Origin of the sequence: Dactylosporangium sp. McL0621 (genome assembly GCF_049995355.1) — a bacterium.
GTDB lineage: Bacteria > Actinomycetota > Actinomycetes > Mycobacteriales > Micromonosporaceae > Dactylosporangium.
The window spans coordinates 7,619,441-7,634,386 of record NZ_CP188259.1 but is presented as its reverse complement, the minus strand read 5'-3'; the positions used below and the strand labels follow the sequence as shown (position 1 = coordinate 7,634,386).

Annotated in this window: 16 protein-coding genes; 10 read left to right on the top strand and 6 right to left on the bottom strand. The window is 70.2% G+C overall.

The annotated features are described in order from the left end of the window. Positions 1–2: 2 nt before the first annotated feature. The 5 genes from ACPPVO_RS36035 to ACPPVO_RS36015 all read right to left on the bottom strand — a co-directional run bounded on the left by ACPPVO_RS36035 (position 3) and on the right by ACPPVO_RS36015 (position 4,651). On the bottom strand, positions 3–1,349 hold the full coding sequence (locus tag ACPPVO_RS36035) for an XRE family transcriptional regulator (protein WP_426503009.1): 1,347 nt from the start codon (positions 1,347–1,349) through the stop codon (positions 3–5). Positions 1,350–1,503: 154 nt separating this feature from the next. Then, the gene (locus tag ACPPVO_RS36030) at positions 1,504–2,217 is read right to left on the bottom strand and encodes a creatininase family protein (RefSeq protein WP_426503008.1); all 714 of its coding nucleotides are present in this window, start codon (positions 2,215–2,217) and stop codon (positions 1,504–1,506) included. A gap of 4 nt (positions 2,218–2,221) precedes the next feature. Further along, positions 2,222–3,484: a hypothetical protein gene (locus ACPPVO_RS36025; RefSeq protein ID WP_426503007.1), complete on the bottom strand. Its 1,263-nt coding sequence runs from the start codon at positions 3,482–3,484 to the stop codon at positions 2,222–2,224. A 65-nt stretch (positions 3,485–3,549) separates the two neighbouring features. Further along, complete coding sequence (locus ACPPVO_RS36020; protein WP_426503006.1) at positions 3,550–3,747, bottom strand: DUF397 domain-containing protein; 198 nt, start codon at positions 3,745–3,747, stop codon at positions 3,550–3,552. Between the two features lie 298 nt (positions 3,748–4,045). Further along, positions 4,046–4,651, bottom strand: a complete 606-nt coding sequence (locus tag ACPPVO_RS36015) for a Scr1 family TA system antitoxin-like transcriptional regulator (RefSeq protein WP_426503005.1) — start codon at positions 4,649–4,651, stop codon at positions 4,046–4,048. Positions 4,652–5,577: 926 nt separating this feature from the next. On the opposite strand from ACPPVO_RS36015, the gene ACPPVO_RS36010 reads away from it, so the two are divergent. The 9 genes from ACPPVO_RS36010 (at position 5,578) to ACPPVO_RS35970 (ending at position 12,419) form a co-directional block, all read left to right on the top strand. Next, entirely contained in the window at positions 5,578–5,814 is a 237-nt protein-coding gene (locus ACPPVO_RS36010; RefSeq protein ID WP_426503004.1) for a hypothetical protein, read from the top strand. Then, positions 5,807–6,058 carry a hypothetical protein gene (locus ACPPVO_RS36005; RefSeq protein ID WP_426503002.1) on the top strand — a complete coding sequence of 84 codons (252 nt, stop codon included), beginning with the start codon at positions 5,807–5,809 and terminating at the stop codon, positions 6,056–6,058. Before ACPPVO_RS36010 ends, ACPPVO_RS36005 begins: the two co-directional genes overlap by 8 nt. After that, entirely contained in the window at positions 6,055–6,732 is a 678-nt protein-coding gene (locus ACPPVO_RS36000; protein WP_426503001.1) for a GPP34 family phosphoprotein, read from the top strand. The genes ACPPVO_RS36005 and ACPPVO_RS36000 overlap by 4 nt, the downstream gene beginning before the upstream one ends. Before the next feature lie 48 nt (positions 6,733–6,780). Further along, a complete protein-coding gene (locus ACPPVO_RS35995; RefSeq protein ID WP_426503000.1) occupies positions 6,781–8,328 on the top strand; it encodes an APC family permease in 1,548 nt (515 codons plus the stop codon). Positions 8,329–8,384: 56 nt separating this feature from the next. Next, complete coding sequence (locus ACPPVO_RS35990) at positions 8,385–8,954, top strand: GNAT family N-acetyltransferase (RefSeq protein ID WP_426502999.1); 570 nt, start codon at positions 8,385–8,387, stop codon at positions 8,952–8,954. 167 nt (positions 8,955–9,121) lie between these two features. Further along, positions 9,122–9,970 (top strand): SAM-dependent methyltransferase, encoded by an 849-nt coding sequence (locus ACPPVO_RS35985; protein WP_426502998.1) that lies wholly within the window; start codon positions 9,122–9,124, stop codon positions 9,968–9,970. A gap of 117 nt (positions 9,971–10,087) precedes the next feature. Then, complete coding sequence (locus tag ACPPVO_RS35980) at positions 10,088–11,518, top strand: hypothetical protein (protein WP_426502997.1); 1,431 nt, start codon at positions 10,088–10,090, stop codon at positions 11,516–11,518. 113 nt (positions 11,519–11,631) lie between these two features. Continuing rightward, positions 11,632–12,075, top strand: coding sequence for a hypothetical protein (locus ACPPVO_RS35975; protein WP_426502996.1), 444 nt, complete (start codon positions 11,632–11,634; stop codon positions 12,073–12,075). Positions 12,076–12,134: 59 nt separating this feature from the next. Next, positions 12,135–12,419 carry an NUDIX domain-containing protein gene (locus tag ACPPVO_RS35970; RefSeq protein ID WP_426502995.1) on the top strand — a complete coding sequence of 95 codons (285 nt, stop codon included), beginning with the start codon at positions 12,135–12,137 and terminating at the stop codon, positions 12,417–12,419. A gap of 37 nt (positions 12,420–12,456) precedes the next feature. Here ACPPVO_RS35970 and ACPPVO_RS35965 read toward each other — a convergent pair whose 3' ends face one another. Beyond that, on the bottom strand, positions 12,457–13,341 hold the full coding sequence (locus ACPPVO_RS35965; protein WP_426502994.1) for an NmrA/HSCARG family protein: 885 nt from the start codon (positions 13,339–13,341) through the stop codon (positions 12,457–12,459). 108 nt (positions 13,342–13,449) lie between these two features. On the opposite strand from ACPPVO_RS35965, the gene ACPPVO_RS35960 reads away from it, so the two are divergent. Then, the gene (locus ACPPVO_RS35960; RefSeq protein WP_426502993.1) at positions 13,450–14,346 is read left to right on the top strand and encodes an AraC family transcriptional regulator; all 897 of its coding nucleotides are present in this window, start codon (positions 13,450–13,452) and stop codon (positions 14,344–14,346) included. Positions 14,347–14,946 lie beyond the last annotated feature (600 nt).

Below are 14,946 nucleotides of genomic sequence, written 5' to 3'. Positions count from 1 at the left end.
CCCTAGACCGTGGCCATTCTCTCGTCCAGTTCCTGCACGGCGCGTTCAGCGTTCCATCGGCTCCATCCCTCACGGGTGCGCCGGGCACGAGAGATGCCCCGGAGGTTACCGATCCGCTCAAGCTGTTCGTACGTGTCACCGAGCGTAGTGCAGGCCATGTCCAGGTGACCGGTTAGTGCGTAGGCGTTGGCGAGGTCGACGTGAGCGGCAAGCGCCACATTCGTGTTTTCTGAGTCCTGGTCGAGGACTATCGATGCTCGCTCAAGGTGCACGATGGCGGCTTCCGGTTCTTCGAGCAGGATGCGGCACGTGCCTTCGTATACATCCAGGCGTGACGCGTTCCAGTCGCTGAAGAGGCCGATCCGGTCGGACGGCGTGATCCCGGCAGCTGCCTGCCGCGCTCGGTCCAACGCCGCTTCGGTTTCCGGCCGCATGTTCAATGCCGCATAGGTCTGGGCCTGCTCCGCGGCGATCCTGGCTTGTGCGGCGCAGCTGAGGTGCTTGGCCGCCGCGGCGGCCTCGTCCAGCAGCCGCAGCCCGGTCATGATGTTGCCGTCGGCATCAATCAGTGTGGAGGCTCCGGAGTGCAGGTTGCTCTCGAAGATCCGGGCGGTCGCACCAAGCCGGATGTTGCCAAGCTGCTCGGCAAGAGTCCGTGCGTAGGCGCAACGGGCGAGGGCCACGGATCGGTTTCCCTGTGCGCTCCACAGCCGGCTAGCGACGATGGATGCTTCACCGAGCATCACGCCGATGGCCGCGCCCGCCGGATCCCCTACCGCTTTCCGAAACAAGGTCAGTAGGCAATCACGGTGCGCCTCCACGAGGCTCAGCAGGGCGGCAGGGGCAACCGCTTGCCGCTGCTGCGCAAGCATGCTCGTGACTACGGAGAAGCTGTTCCAGTCGTCGTACTCGCCGCTCTCAAGTCGAGTTATCTCACCGGTGAGCACCTCCGAGATTTGCGGATCTCCGCTTCCTCTCCCGCCAGCTCGACTTAGGCCCATGCTGCTAGAGACCCAGCTCCCCGGCGTCAGTGGGACCGTACTGACACTGATGAGACCTTCGGTGTGGCGTGGGATGTAGAGGCCGAGTTCGGTGTCGGTGGCGGCGCCGAGGGCGTGGCGGAGGGCGGCTCGGCGTTCGTCGCTGGGCCAGCGGTGTTCGCCGCGTTCGAGTTTGCCGATCCAGCGGCTGTCGACGTAGTGGGCTGTCAGGTCACGACCGGGGTAGAGCTGGTCGAGGGCGGCGTTGACAGTGTCGGCGAGCTCGGTGCGGGACATGCTCTGCCCGGCTCGCCAGGGTGACGGCGTCCGCTCGCGGGCCTCGCGCAGCGTGGGGTTCGGTGTGATCACTGCATCGGGATGACGAGGCACCGGCCTGCTCCCTCCAACACTCACCGAGGCTGCCACTCGTTTCGGCCCGGCTGCTCACGACGGGCTCAACGACGTCAGCCTATCGTCGCCGCCGCGCTTCTATGTACGCCTGCGACTGTCTGCATCCGATCAATTATTGGCTGGTCAGAAGGGCAAAGTGTTGCTGGAACGTAGCGGCAAGGCTGTCTAGCAACTGTTGACCCTTCCCGGCGCTTGCGGCGGAGGGTTTGCCGATGACCCCGGTCTCGGTGTAGCCGCGCATTCCATCAACGAGCAGCATCGGCCGCTCGTCGGCGGCATGATCCCCGTCGGGGTAACCGGGTCGCACCAGCTGTGGTTGCACGTGCAGCAAGATGGAGACCTCCAGTTCGCCGGCGTGCATGTCGTGATGCGCGTTGGTGTCGAGGTCCGCGGCAACGCGCGCGGTGTCCCAGTCGGTTCTGGTCGGGAACAGGCTCATGGATCGTGGTATGGACGCGTTCGCGGTCTGGACGATGTTGCTCAGCACGTAGTTGCCACCGTGGCCGTTGACGAGGACGAGGGCGGTGATGCCGCTGCTGGCCAGCGAGGTGTGGATATCTTCGATGATGGCGGACAGAGTGTGGTGGCTGATGCTGACGGTGCCGGCCCAGCCGGCGTGTTCGTGGGAGCAGGAGACGGTGACCGGCGGCAGCAGGAGCACGTTGTAGCGTGCAGCGACCGCGTCGGCGATCGCTGTGGCGACGATCGAATCGGTCGCCAGCGGCAGGTGGGGGCCGTGCTGTTCGAAGCTGCCGATAGGCAGGACGGCTACCCGTGGGGCGCGATCCGTGACGTCAACGGTTGTGGCCGCAGGGAACATATCCACCGGGCTATCTTGGCACCGGGCCGGTCACGGCCTGCTGATGTGCCTGGAGGAACTTCTGGACGTCGAGCAGGGCGCGGTGTGGGCGCAACGTCACGGCGAGCGCTTGGACAGCTCGGATGGGGCGGTAGGAGCCGGCTTGGGCGGCGAGTTGCAGCGCCCGGCTGCCGTGGCGGGCGGCGCGTTGTGGGTCGGCGGCATGGTGACATTCGCCGAGATGGGCATGCCAGACACCGGCGTCGAGCGGCGTGAGTCCGGGCTCGCTAAGCAGGTCGTCGAGGATCGTGGCGGCCGAGGCGGTGTCGCCGAGGAGTTGCCTGCAGCGGGCGTCGACGGCGGTGACGTACCGCAGGTCGCAGTGATTGGCGAAGTCGTCGGCCGGGTCGACACCGGCGCCGCGGATCCGGCGCCGGGCTTGAGCGACGACGGTGACGGTGGTGTCGTCGCCGCAGGCGGCTAGGGCTTCGGCCATTCTGGCCAGGCACAGTACGTGGGTTCGGGCGGGCACGGGACCGTAGGTGAGGGATCGGCGGGCCAGGATAATCGCGGCCCGGGTGTCGCCGCCGTCGAGCGCGTGCTGGCTGTGCCGCATAAGGGTGTAGGCGTTGAGCGCCTGGTCGCCCGTGACGCGCGCGCGGTGCTGCGCACGTTGCAGCCAGACGGCGACATCGGGCTCGCCGGCGTTGTCAGTGAGCCAGCTCGCCAGCTCGGACCATCGCGCATCGGCTGGCGCCAGGTCGGCACGGGCGCCGTTGTGCTGCAGCCGATCCAGAACCCGCAGGTGCCGCCGGGCTCGCTCGAGCAGGTCGGTGGAGATGCCGTCGCGGAGTGTCGCAGCCAGGTCACCGAGCCGGTGGAGCCATGCCTCGGCGGAGTCCAGCGCCTCGACGCCCGCCTCGCATCGCTGGTCCGGCACCGCCGGTGTTGCTGCGGGGTGTAGGCCGGTTCGCGTCGCATCGTGCGGGCGCCGATTCGGGAACAGCCCGAGGTCGGCGTCGGTGGCGGCGTGCAGGACGTGGCGGAGGGCGGCCCGTCGTTCCGCGGCTGGCCAGCGGTGCTCACCACGTTCAATCTTGCCGATCCAGCGGAAGTCGACGTAGTGCGCACGCATGTCCTGGCCCGGGAACAGCCGGTCGAGGGTGGCGTTGACGGTGTCAGCGAGTTCCGGCCGGGATATCGGCCGGTCCGGCCACCGCGCGGACCGCAGCCGGTTGCGGGCCTCGACGAACAGCGGGTTCGGCACCACCTCGGTATCGGGATGACGCGGCATAGCAGGAGCGCCCTCCAAGGATCAGGCCGATCTTCGCTGACGGCCGGGCGGCGGCGACGCTGGGGTCAGCGGTCGAAGCGGCCGGTGTGGATGTCGTCGGTGAACGAGGTCCAGCTGCCCCGGTCAAAGTCGAGGACGGGTCCGGTGGGGTCTTGTGAGTCGCGGACGCCGATCGAGCCGTTGACGGCCTTGGCGACTTCGACGCAGTTGCCGTCCTCGCTGCGGGTGGACTTGCGCCAGCCGGTGTAGGTGTTCGTGGTCATGCTGCGGCTCCTTGGGCGGTGGTCGGGGCCTGCGCGGCGGCGGACAGGGTATGCAGGCTTGGGGTGGGGTCCAGCGCGCCGGCTTAAGCCGGGTGTGCAGTGCAGGTAGGGGTCGATCTGTGCCGGGTCGGTGTGGGTGAGTTCTTCGGTGAGGGTGTCGACCGCGACGGCGACCGAGTGCTTGGGGCGCGGTAGCGGTAGATCGGGAAGACCGACCGGGGCGCGCTGTGGCCCTGCATCGGCGCGCCGATCGGCAGCACCCGGATGATGATGTTCGGTTGCCCAAAGCAGACGGTGACTATGTGCCGCAGCTGCTCGGCGACGATATACGGCTCGGCGGCGCACCGGCGCACCGGCGGATCGCAGCCTCGTCGAGGACGACGTCGTAGTGGGGACCGTCCGGCGCGAGGAACAGCTGCTGACGTGTGGTGCGGGCGGCGACCGCTGCGGCTGGGTCGAAGTGTTCGCTGTGCCGGGTCGGTTGGCACCGGAGTCGTGCGTTGGCGAACGCGGTGGTCTGCAGCAGGCCGGGGATGACGGCGATGGCGTATTCGGAGATGGCCGCTGTGCCGCTTTCCAGGTCGGCGAAGATCGCCTGCCGCCGCCCCATCCGTTCGGCGTGGGCGGTCCACCAGCCGCGGGTCCAGCCGTCCGTGGCGGCGTCCATGTTCGCTGCGCGACGGTTGGCGCCCACGCTGAGATAGTCACAGATGCCACTGACGAGGTCGATGTCCGGGCCCAACCGGCCGTTCTCCAGTGCGTTGAGGTGCTGTCGGGAGAAGCCGAGTGCCCGGGCCAACGGCTCGGCAGCGATGTCGTACTCCTCGCCCAGCCGCCGGATCTCACGTCCAGGCCATTGCCGGCGGATGTATGGACTGGGGGGGGTCACCGGCTCAGCCTCCAACGGGTCGCTGGGAGCCGGGTAGCTGCGGTGCAGCTCTCCGGACGAGCGCAATGTAACCCCAGCCGCGGCTACGACGAGCGCGGAACCGGCGGCGCGGCATTACAAAACCCCAGCTCAACGGCCGGTCGGACAACAAGTCGGTACGGCAAGTCGGACCCTAGGTCGGTATTCCCAGCACTCCGTCAGTGCGTGATCGTTGACTCGCCCCCAGTTACTGATCGATGGACTGCCGACGGAGCTGTTCGACCCATGTCAACCTCACGCTTGCACCAGCGTCCGGCACCTGCCGATGCATTGCTTCCTGCGGCGAACGTCGGCCTGCAGCAGGCGTCAGGCGTCCAGGCTCCTCGGTGCCAATCGGATGGCGTTCGTCAGCCCGGGAGGGTTTGCCGGAATGCGCGAGGTCTCCAGTGCGGTTCGGCAACCGGAAACCTCGCGGCCTGCGGCCTTGGCCGTCAGTTGAGCCGGCCGGGAGCGGGTGCTTGCCGTCACGCCGCCAGCTTCCGGCCACGCACCGCGGCATCGGGTCCGTTCCTCGCGGCTTGGAGCATTCCGGGGAACGCCGACAGCACGACCTTCCGTCGGGCGCACGACCAGGTACGCCAGTCGTTGCAGGGTGAGCGCCAGCCGTAGATGACCGTGGCCACCGGCGCTGTCTGGCGCGTGGCGGGATGTGGCTGAGTGCCGGACTGACCTGGGGAGGCAGTGATGCGGATCGGTGTACGGCGTGGTCGCGGTGCTGCGGCTGGCGGGGATCGGCTGCACGGCGGGGACGAGCGCTGCGGCGGGGACACGGCCACGCCCGAGCCTGGTTCCACGGTCGACGCTGGATGCGGTGCCGGGGCGTCGGGCTGGAACGCGCCGACGTCGTTGGTCACCTATGCGTTGCCGGCCGGTCAGGTGTGGCGGGCGGATGGTGGTGGGCGGTGACACATGTGTTGCAGCGTCCGTCGTGGCGGTGTTCGTGCGGCGCGCCGTGGCCGTGCCGGTTGCGCCGGGAGCAGTTGCTGGACGAGTACAGCGGCGATCTGCATGGGCTGCGGCTGCTGATGTCGACCTATCTGCACGACGCGTTCAGCGACGCGACGGACGATGTCGAGGCGCGACGGGCGCAGTTGGTTGCCTGGCTTCCTCCACGGCGAGGGGGTGTGTCCGGTGGTTGAGCGGACGGGCGGGGCGCGGCCGGTCAGGGTCGGTGACGTGCTGCGCCTGCGGGAGGCGGATTACCGGTTCGGGGTGGGGAACCTGCGGTTGCGGGTCACGGCGGCGCCTGCCGAGTCACCGGAGCCGGGATGGATGACGGTCACGGGGATGGAGATCCTGTGGAACGGCAAGCCCGGCACCGAACGTCAGGTGCACATCCCGGTCGAGGTCCTGCACGACCCGCGGATCCGGAGCGTGCGGTGAACGCGGGGGCGGCGGTGTGGCGCGAGCCGCTGCGGCCGGCTGATGACCTGTGGCTGATCGCCCATGAGGAGCGGGATTGGCGGTGCCGGCTGCATCCCCGGGCGCTGGGTCTCGGGCTGGCCGGCGGGCTGCTGGGGGAGCTGGTGCTGGGCGGCCGTGTCGCGATCGGTGCGGACGACGTGGTGCGGGTGGCCGATGTCGGGCCGCCGCACGATGCGTTCGCGCATGTGGTGCTGGCCTACCTGCGGTCGGAGCGCGCCCTGGATGTGCGGACCTGGCTCAAGTTCTTCGCCGAGGACAAGGCCACCAGCCTGGTTGTCGAACGGCTGCAACTGGCCGGTCTGGTCGAAGCAGTCGAGGTGTCGCGGTTGCGGCGCCATGCGTCTCGGGTGTTGTGGCCGACCGATCGGACTGCGGCGGGCTGGCGACCGACGCGGCTGCAGCATGTGATCCTCGGGGACCTGCCGCACCTGTCCCGGACGTGGGCGGACATCACCGTGGCTGGGCTGGTGCAAGCGGTCGGGCTGCTGCCGGTGGTGCTGTGGGAGCAGCACACGACCGGCGATCTGTGGCTGCGCCGGTACATCGCCGAGGAGGCACCCCCGGACCTGCAACGGCTGTGCACAGCTGTGCAAACCCTGGTCGGCGATGCCGTGCTGTCCAGCCACCCCTGAACCCCCTCACACGTTCGTGTGTCTCAACCCCTCGTTTGGAGTAGCACCATGGCTGTTGCAGCATCGCCGGGGCGGGTCGAGTCGGCCCTCGCCGCGAACAAACTCGGCGCCCTGTCGTTGATCTTCTTCGCCGTTGCGGCGGCGGCACCGCTGACGATCCTGGTGGGTCTGGTCCCGGTCGCGTGGCAGGTGACCGGCGTAACCGGTCTGCCCCTCGCGTTCGTCATCCTCGGGGCGGTCCTGGCGGTGTTCTCGGTCGGCTACATCGCGGTGGCCAAACGCATCCGCAACGCCGGGGCGTTCTACAGCTACATCGCGCAGGGCGCGGGCAAGCCGTTCGGTGTCGCCGCCGCGTTCGTGGCCGTACCGGCGTACGGGATGCTGGCCATCGCGTTGTTCGGGGCGATCGGCCCGACCGCCGTGGCGCTGCTGCCCGCGTCGGTCGCCGGGTCGGTGCCGTGGTGGGCGATGGCGCTGCTCGTGTGGGCGTTCGTGGCGGTGATGGGTGTGCTGCGGGTGGACGTCAACGGCAAGGTCCTGGCGGTGGCGTTGGTCGCTGAGGTGGTCCTGGTCGTGGTCTGTGACGTGATCGACCTGGTCCACCCGGCCGGCGGCGCGGTGAGCGTGGAGCCGCTGCGCCCGTCGAGCCTGGGCGGTTTGGCGGCGTTGGGGGTCGCGTTCGCGATCGTGATGGCGGCGTTCGTCGGGTTCGAGGCCCCGCCGATCTTCAGCGAGGAGTCGAAGGACGCGCAGAAGACGGTCGGCCGGGCCATTCTTCGTGGGCTGGCGATCATGACGGTGTTGTATGGCGGGTCGACGTGGGCGTTGCAGGTGGTTATCGGCTCGCAGCAGCTGCAGCAGGCTGCCGCCGCGCACCCCAGCGATCTGCCGTTCGCTGTCGCCGCGGGACATGTCGGCGGGCATCTGCTGATCGACGTGGGCCGTGTCCTGTTTCTGTCGTCGTTGGTCGCGGCGGCGTTGTCGTATCACAACAACGTCACCCGGTACTTGTTCGCGTTGGGTCGGGAGCGTGTCGTGTTCGGGTTCCTGGGCCGCACCACACCGCGGACGTTCGCCCCGCGCAACGCCTCGCTCGTGCAGAGCGGGATCGGCCTCGCGGTGATCCTGGCCTATGCGGCGGTCGGGGCGGATCCGATGGTGCAGCTGTTCTACTGGCTGGGCACCGGCGGCGGGTTCGGCATCCTGCTGCTGATCGTGGCCACGTCGATCTCGGTGCCGTGTTACTTCCTGCGGCATCGCCGCACGCCGGGTTTCGGTCGGGTGTCGGTGTGGCAGGGCTACGTCGCGCCGGTCGCGGCGGCGGTCGCGTTGGGCTGGATCGCGTGGCTGATCGTCGAGAACTTCGCCGGACTGCTCAACGTCGGACCGGACTCCCTGATGCGATCGGCGTTCCCAGCCGGGTACGTGGCGCTCGCGCTCGCGGGTGCCTGCTGGGCGCTGATCCTGCGCCGCGGTTCTCCGGAGATCTTCCAGGCGATCGGGTTGGGTGCCACACCGGCAACCGCACATGGCGGCACGGTGACCCGGCCGGTCCACCGTCCCGCGCACAGCAGCGCGCCGGGCGGTTCGCGGTGACGACCCCGGACACACAGCACCAGGTCCGCGTCGCCACCGGGCACGACACCCCGGCCGTGGCGCGGCTCATCGCGGAATCCTTTGCACCGCTGGACGTGAGTCGCTGGCTGGTCCCGCCGGCCGAGGCACGCGTCGCGGTGCTGACCGGCTACTTCACGGTCCATGTCGAGCACGCGATGCGGCACGGCCAGGTCGACGTCATCGAGATGGTTGACGGGGCTTCCCGGGCGCTCGTCGCGGCCGGTGTCTGGTTCGCGGTACCGCACCCGGATGTCGCAGGCTACGAGGCCCGGATGGCCACCGTGTGCGGACCGTGGCGACCACGGTTCCGACGCCTGGAAGACGAGATGGACCGTGCCCATCCCCGGCACGGCGGCCCGCACGCCTATCTGGCGTTCCTGGCGACCGACGAACGCTGGCAGAACCAGGGCCTCGGCAGCACACTGCTCGATCAGCGCCACCGCACCCTGGACCAGTACCGGCTGCCGTCCTATCTGGAAGCCAGCAACGGCCGCAGCCGCGAACTGTACCTGCGCAAGGGCTACGCCGACTGCGCGCCGCTGTTCGACCTGCCCTACGACGGCGAACCGCTCTTTCCCATGTGGCGCCCCGGCGCGGTGCGGTGACGAGGCGGGATCGTGTTGCGGCTGACGGTTGAGCAGGTGACGTTGCTACTGGCGATCGCGGGCCGCGGGAGGAAGGCACACATCACCCGTGGCGTCGTCTGGGTCGACCGTCACACCTACGCCGCCAGAGACCTGTATGCGCTGCGGTCCTGTTCAGGAGTAGCACGATGACCGTAGCCGCACCGTCCGGCGGCGCGTCGGACCTGCCCGTGCCCGACGCCGACGTGCTGGCCCGGATCGACACGACGGTGGCGCACCCGGCGCGCCGCTACAACTATTGGCTCGGCGGGAAGGACAACTTCGCGGCCGACCGCGCTTCCGGCGACCGGATCGCCCAACGGTTCCCGGCGGTCCCCGCCGCGGCCCGAGCCAACCGGGCCTTCGCCGGACGCGCGGTGCGCTATCTGGCCCGCCGGGGTGTGCGGCAGTTCCTGGACATCGGCACCGGACTGCCCGCGCCGTGCAACACCCATGAGGTCGCCCAGCGCGTCGCCCGCGTCTGCCGGGTGGTGTATGTCGACAACGACCCGATCGTGCTCGCCCACGCCCGGGCGCTGCTCACCGGCGCCACCCCGGACACCGTCGCCTACCTCGACGCGGACCTACGCGACCCGGACAGCATCCTGCGCGACCCAGTCCTGCACCAGACGCTTGATCTGACCCGACCAATCGCGGTGCTGCTGATCGCGGTGCTGCACTTCATCGCCCACCCGGACCCGCGCGGCATCGTCGCCCGGCTGCGCCGAGCGCTCGTCCCGGGCAGCTTTGTCGTGATCAGTCACGGCACCGCCGACTTCCTCGACGAGCAGGATCGGGCCGCCCTGCCCGGCCTGACCGCCCGGGACGCTGCCGGGTTCTACCCGCGCAGCCGCGACGAACTCCGCACGCTGCTGGACGGCCTCGACCTCGTCAAGCCTGGCCTGGTGTCGGTCCGCGACTGGCGTAACCCCGACGATCCCGGCCCGTGCAGCGCGGAGGAGATCGGCGTCTACGGCGCCGTCGGCCGTATCCCGTAACACGGCCCCCGGGTGACGGCAGGCCGCCGTCCCCATCAACCGATTCCGCTGCGAACGGTCGCAGCGCCCGTGCAGGGAGTGTCAGGAGTGCGGATCCGAGTGGCGCACGATGCGTGGTTGCGGCTGCGGCTGCGGGCCGGTGCCGTCGTGGCGGCCTGGCGGGCGATGGCCGCGGTGCAGCGGCTGCCGGAGCACCAGCAGCCGCGGCTCCCGCCGCGGGCGACCTGGACACCACCAGCACCGAACCCCCTGCAGGCGTTGACCGTCACCGACCTGCTGACCCACCTCCTGCTGCTGCACTGGCGGGGCTGGGGCAGCAGCCCGGTCGACGGCTACGGCTGGATCGCCGAGGACCATCCCGCCCCCGCCGATGAGCGCCAAGCCGCCGCGGCACTGTTCTCCCGATACGACGCGGCCGTGACCGGCGCGGTGATCCCGGACACCCGCGAGCCGTGGGTCGCTGTGCACGTCGCGTACCTCGCCCAACAGCCCGACCCGCCGGCGCCACCCAGCACCGACCAACCCACCCCGTTCACCGCGGCGACCCCCGCACCGGCCGCCGCCCGCCAGCCGAGACCTCGTCGAGCCTCGGACGCCGCCTTGGTGATCGCCGCCGTGGTGGTCGCCGGCATGGCCGGGACCGTATGGTCGCCGATCGCCGAACCGCGTGCACCGGCTGTCCCGGTGCCGCTGGTGCAGACGCGTCCGGTGCCGGCGATGTGCACCTGGGCCGCAGCGGTCCAGCACACGGCAGCCGTCCCGCCGCTGCTGCGCCCACCCACGGCAGGAGTCGCCGACCGGTTGGCGCCGGTGACGGTCCAGCTGCCGGCCACCGGCCGCACCACACTCGGCACCCTCGTGCGGCTCCAACCCGGCCGGTACAGCGTGTTCACCACCCGGTCGACGTACTACGACATCGGCCTGGACTACGACCCGGCCACCATGACCTGGTATCACCGCCACTACCAGCACGACCTCACCACCTGGCACGCCGCCGACCAGACCACGATCACCCAGCAGCAGCTCAGCTGGGACTCAGGCCGCTGGCCGGCCAGCGGCACCACCTGGTCGGCCCGGCCAGCCCCACCGGCACACACCCCGGACGGGGCCGACCCCGCCGACCCGGATCACGGGTGGTGGCTGGCGACCACGGCCTGGTCGAGCAACCCCGCCGTCCTCGCTGGGCAAGTCAGCATGTGGGACCCGCACGATCCACGACCGACCTACGTCCTCGCCGCGATCGCCATGCGGTACCGGCAGACCCTGCCCACCATGACCCAGCACGCCGCCGCCCTGACCGTGCTGTGCACCACCCCCGGCCTGCACGTCGCCGGCCGCACCGTGGACCTGGCCGGACGGCCGGGCATCGCCATCGTCGGCAAACACGACTACGGCAGCGGCGTCATCGACCACGACACCCTCATCCTCGACCCGACCACCTGGCGGCCGCAGTCCCACGCCCACACCACAACCGGCTACAGCACCGCATTCACCAACGACCGCGTCGACCTGCTCCTCGACGCCGGCACCCGCACCGTCCTGGGCTGAACCCGCCCCCACAAATCAGCCCACCCCTAGCCCCTCAGCAACGCCAGCGCATAGACGAACAGCAGTACCCCGGCGGCCCGTTTCTGGTGTTGCCGCCGGCTCCGATGGTGGCGTTGACCTACAGCCGGCGGCAGCTGTACGAGCTGCTGCAGCAGCACGGGCTGCCGGTCCTGCCGGCCCGGCGCGTCACGGGCGGCGGGCAGTTGCTGACCGCGGCGACCGAGCTCGGCTACCCGGACATCGCCGTCACTGTCGTCCTCGACGACGTGTTCGAGGATCCCGGAGCCTGGACGCTCACCCCGCACGCAGACATCATCACGCCGGGCCGGCGGATACCCCTGGCCGTGCTGGCCGCCCTCCTGGACGACGAGCGGCCGATGCGGGACCTCGGCGGCGGCGTGGCCGCCACGGGGGTCGTGGTCCGTCCCGCGCTCGAGACGGTCAACCAGTACCACCCAATGTCGTATCCGGGGCAGTGCGCCGTCGATCTTTGTCGCCGACGCCGGGCGGCTGCTGGCCGTCCTGGCCCGCCACACCCCGACCGTGGACGGGGCTGAGGCAGCCGTATCCACAATGGACCACACCGGGGTCGTGGCGGCCGCGTTAGCCTCCGTTGGTGACCACGTTCGACGGCAACTACACGGCCACGCTCCCACGCAAGCGCATGGGGTCTGGAGTCCTGTTCCGCGACGCATCCGACCGGGTTCTGCTGGTGGAACCGGTCTACAAGGACTACTGGGAGCTGCTGCCCGGCGGCGCCGTCGACGGCGACGAGTCACCACACGACGCGGCCCGGCGCGAGGTCGAAGAGGAACTCGGCTTCACCTCAATCCGCGGCAGACGCTCTCCTATCGGCTACGAACGATCAACGGTCCGAGCGCTGGAGGCTCACACCGCATAACGGAGTCCTCCACGATTACAGGGGATTGACAGTTCGGTCAGCCCAGGTTGTCGAAGAGCTTCCTGCCGTGCCGGTCGAGCCACGCGTCGAAGTCCAGCAGCCCGGGGTGCACAGAGCGCACGGCGGCGATGTCGACCTGGTAGCCGCCCTCGTCGTTAAGGAAGTCGAATGCGCGGGCGGCGGCCGGGTTCTGCCGCCGGATCGCTTCGATCGGGATCTGCCGGTAGGGAATCGTCCGGACGGTCACGCGGCTGATCGCGGCCGCGATCTCGACCGGCGTGAGCGCATCACCGGCGATGTCGATGGTCCGTCCGATCGTGCCGTGCGGGTCGGCGAAGGCGAGCGCCGCGAACGCGCCGATGTCGTCGACCGCGACGAGTTGCTCGACGGTGTCGGGCCGCAGCGCGCTGATGAGGGCGCCGGCGGGAACACCCCACGCCGGATGCGCGTAGTTCTCCATGAACGAGACCGGCCGCAAGATCGTCGCCGGCTGGCCGATCGCCCGGATGTGCCGCTCGACCTGCCATTTCGCCTCGAACACGCCGATGCCGGCGCTGTCCTCGGCGCGCGCGACCGAGCTGTGGACCAGGTGCCGGACGCCCGCATCCAGTGCCGCCTCTGCGAGATGCCGGCCCCATCGAGCCTCCACCTCGGAGTCAAACCCTTCCGGGGTACCGCCGGAGAGTACTCCCGGCTGCACGCTGAACACCCCGTAGGCGCCGCGCACGGCCTCGTCCAGCGACGTGCGGTCGGCCAGGTCGCCGGCGACCAGTTCGGCGCCCTGCTCCGCCAGGGCGACGGCCGGCGGTGCGGTGACGTCGCGCGTGAGCGCCCGGACCCGCCATCCGTCCCCGAGCAGCCGGGCCGCCGTCGCGCCGCCCTGCTGGCCGGTCGCCCCCGTGACCAGGATGACCCTGTCCATCGTCGCCTCCATATGTCGTGGTCGAGCTCGTGTCGTGCCCCGTAAGAACGTATGGCGGGCGGCTGCGCGTACCAATGTGTGGTCGTCTCGGCCGATTAACATCGCAGGGTGGACGTCCTCGCCGACGTGCTCACCGCGATGCGGGTGGGCCGTCCCCGCTCGGTCTACACGGAACTGCGCGCGCCATGGGGACTGCGCTTCACCGGGGTCGCCGGCGCCGGGTTCCACATCGTGCTCCAGGGCCGTGGCTGGCTCCTCTTCCCGGACCACGCCCCGTTGGCCCTTGCCGCTGGCGACGTGGTGTTCACGCGGCACCGTGACGGTGTCGCGCTGGCCGACGACCTCGACACCCCGCTGGTGGACACCCGGCCGGTCGAGCTGGCCGCGGGGGAGGCGACCGGCCGGTTCCGGCTCGACGGAGACGGTGCCCGCACGGTGCTGCTCTGCGGTGCCTACGTGCCGGACCGGCACCGGCCACATCCGTTGCTGGACGCCCTGCCGGAGGTGCTGCACCTGCCCGCGCGGCTCGGCGGACACCCCGCGGTGACGCTGCTCCACGACGAGACGACCGGCGCCGGGCCCGGTGCAGTGGCCGTCGTGCCGGCCCTCATCGACGCCCTGCTCGTCTACATCCTGCGGACCTGGTTCGCCCAGCAGCCCGAGACCGGGTGGGGCGCGGCGCTCGGCGATCCGTCGATCGCCGCCGCGCTGCGCGGCATTCACGCCGAGCCGGCCCGGGCCTGGACCGTGGCGGCGCTCGCCGCGGCGGCGGGCATGTCCCGTGCGGCCTTCGCGCGGCGGTTCACCGCGCTGATCGGCCAGGCCCCGCTGACGTATGTCACGCAGTGGCGCATGATCCTCGGGGCGCGGCTACTGCGCGAGACCGACGCCCCGCTGCGAACGGTCGCGGGCCGGGTCGGCTACGACTCGCCGTACGCGTTCGCCGTCGCCTTCAAGCGCTGGCACGGTCAGCCACCTGGGCGGTACCGGCTCGCCACTCGCTGAATGGGTCGTCCGGCGCCGGTGCGTCCGCCGCACCTCCAGACCGTCATCACTCTGCTCGCGCTGGCCCGCGACCCGGTCACCACCCTTGCGGCCCGGCTGGCCTGGACCGGGCCCGCCACCCTCGCCCGGATCGACAGTCGACCCGTCATCGTCGATCTCATGCCCTGCCTGAGCCCCGACGCGGGCCTGGGCGCCGCAGCCGGCGCGGAGATGGTCACCGCCGCGGTCCGCCAGGCCCGCGGCGAACCCGTCACCCCATCCGGCCCAACCTGGCAGCCCACGCCCATCACCGCGAGCCGTTACCACGCTTACCAACACCGACCACACGTCGAACGCCCAGTGTCCGTTGCCATCGAGGTGTGTCCCTCGTGCCAGCGGACTTTGTCCCTGTGTGGGTTTCTGCCATCGAATTCTGTCCGCCGGACTGAGACGATCGGCTTGTGGGCGAGCGGGTCGAGGCTGGCGGAGATGACTTCGGCGGGTCGGGCTTTGGCGAACGAGTTCATCGACGCGACGGGATCTCTTTGCCGCGACTCGTCGGCGCAATGCTGACGGTGGCGTTCGAGGAGGTGCTACCGGTACGCGGTTTCGGCTGGGCAC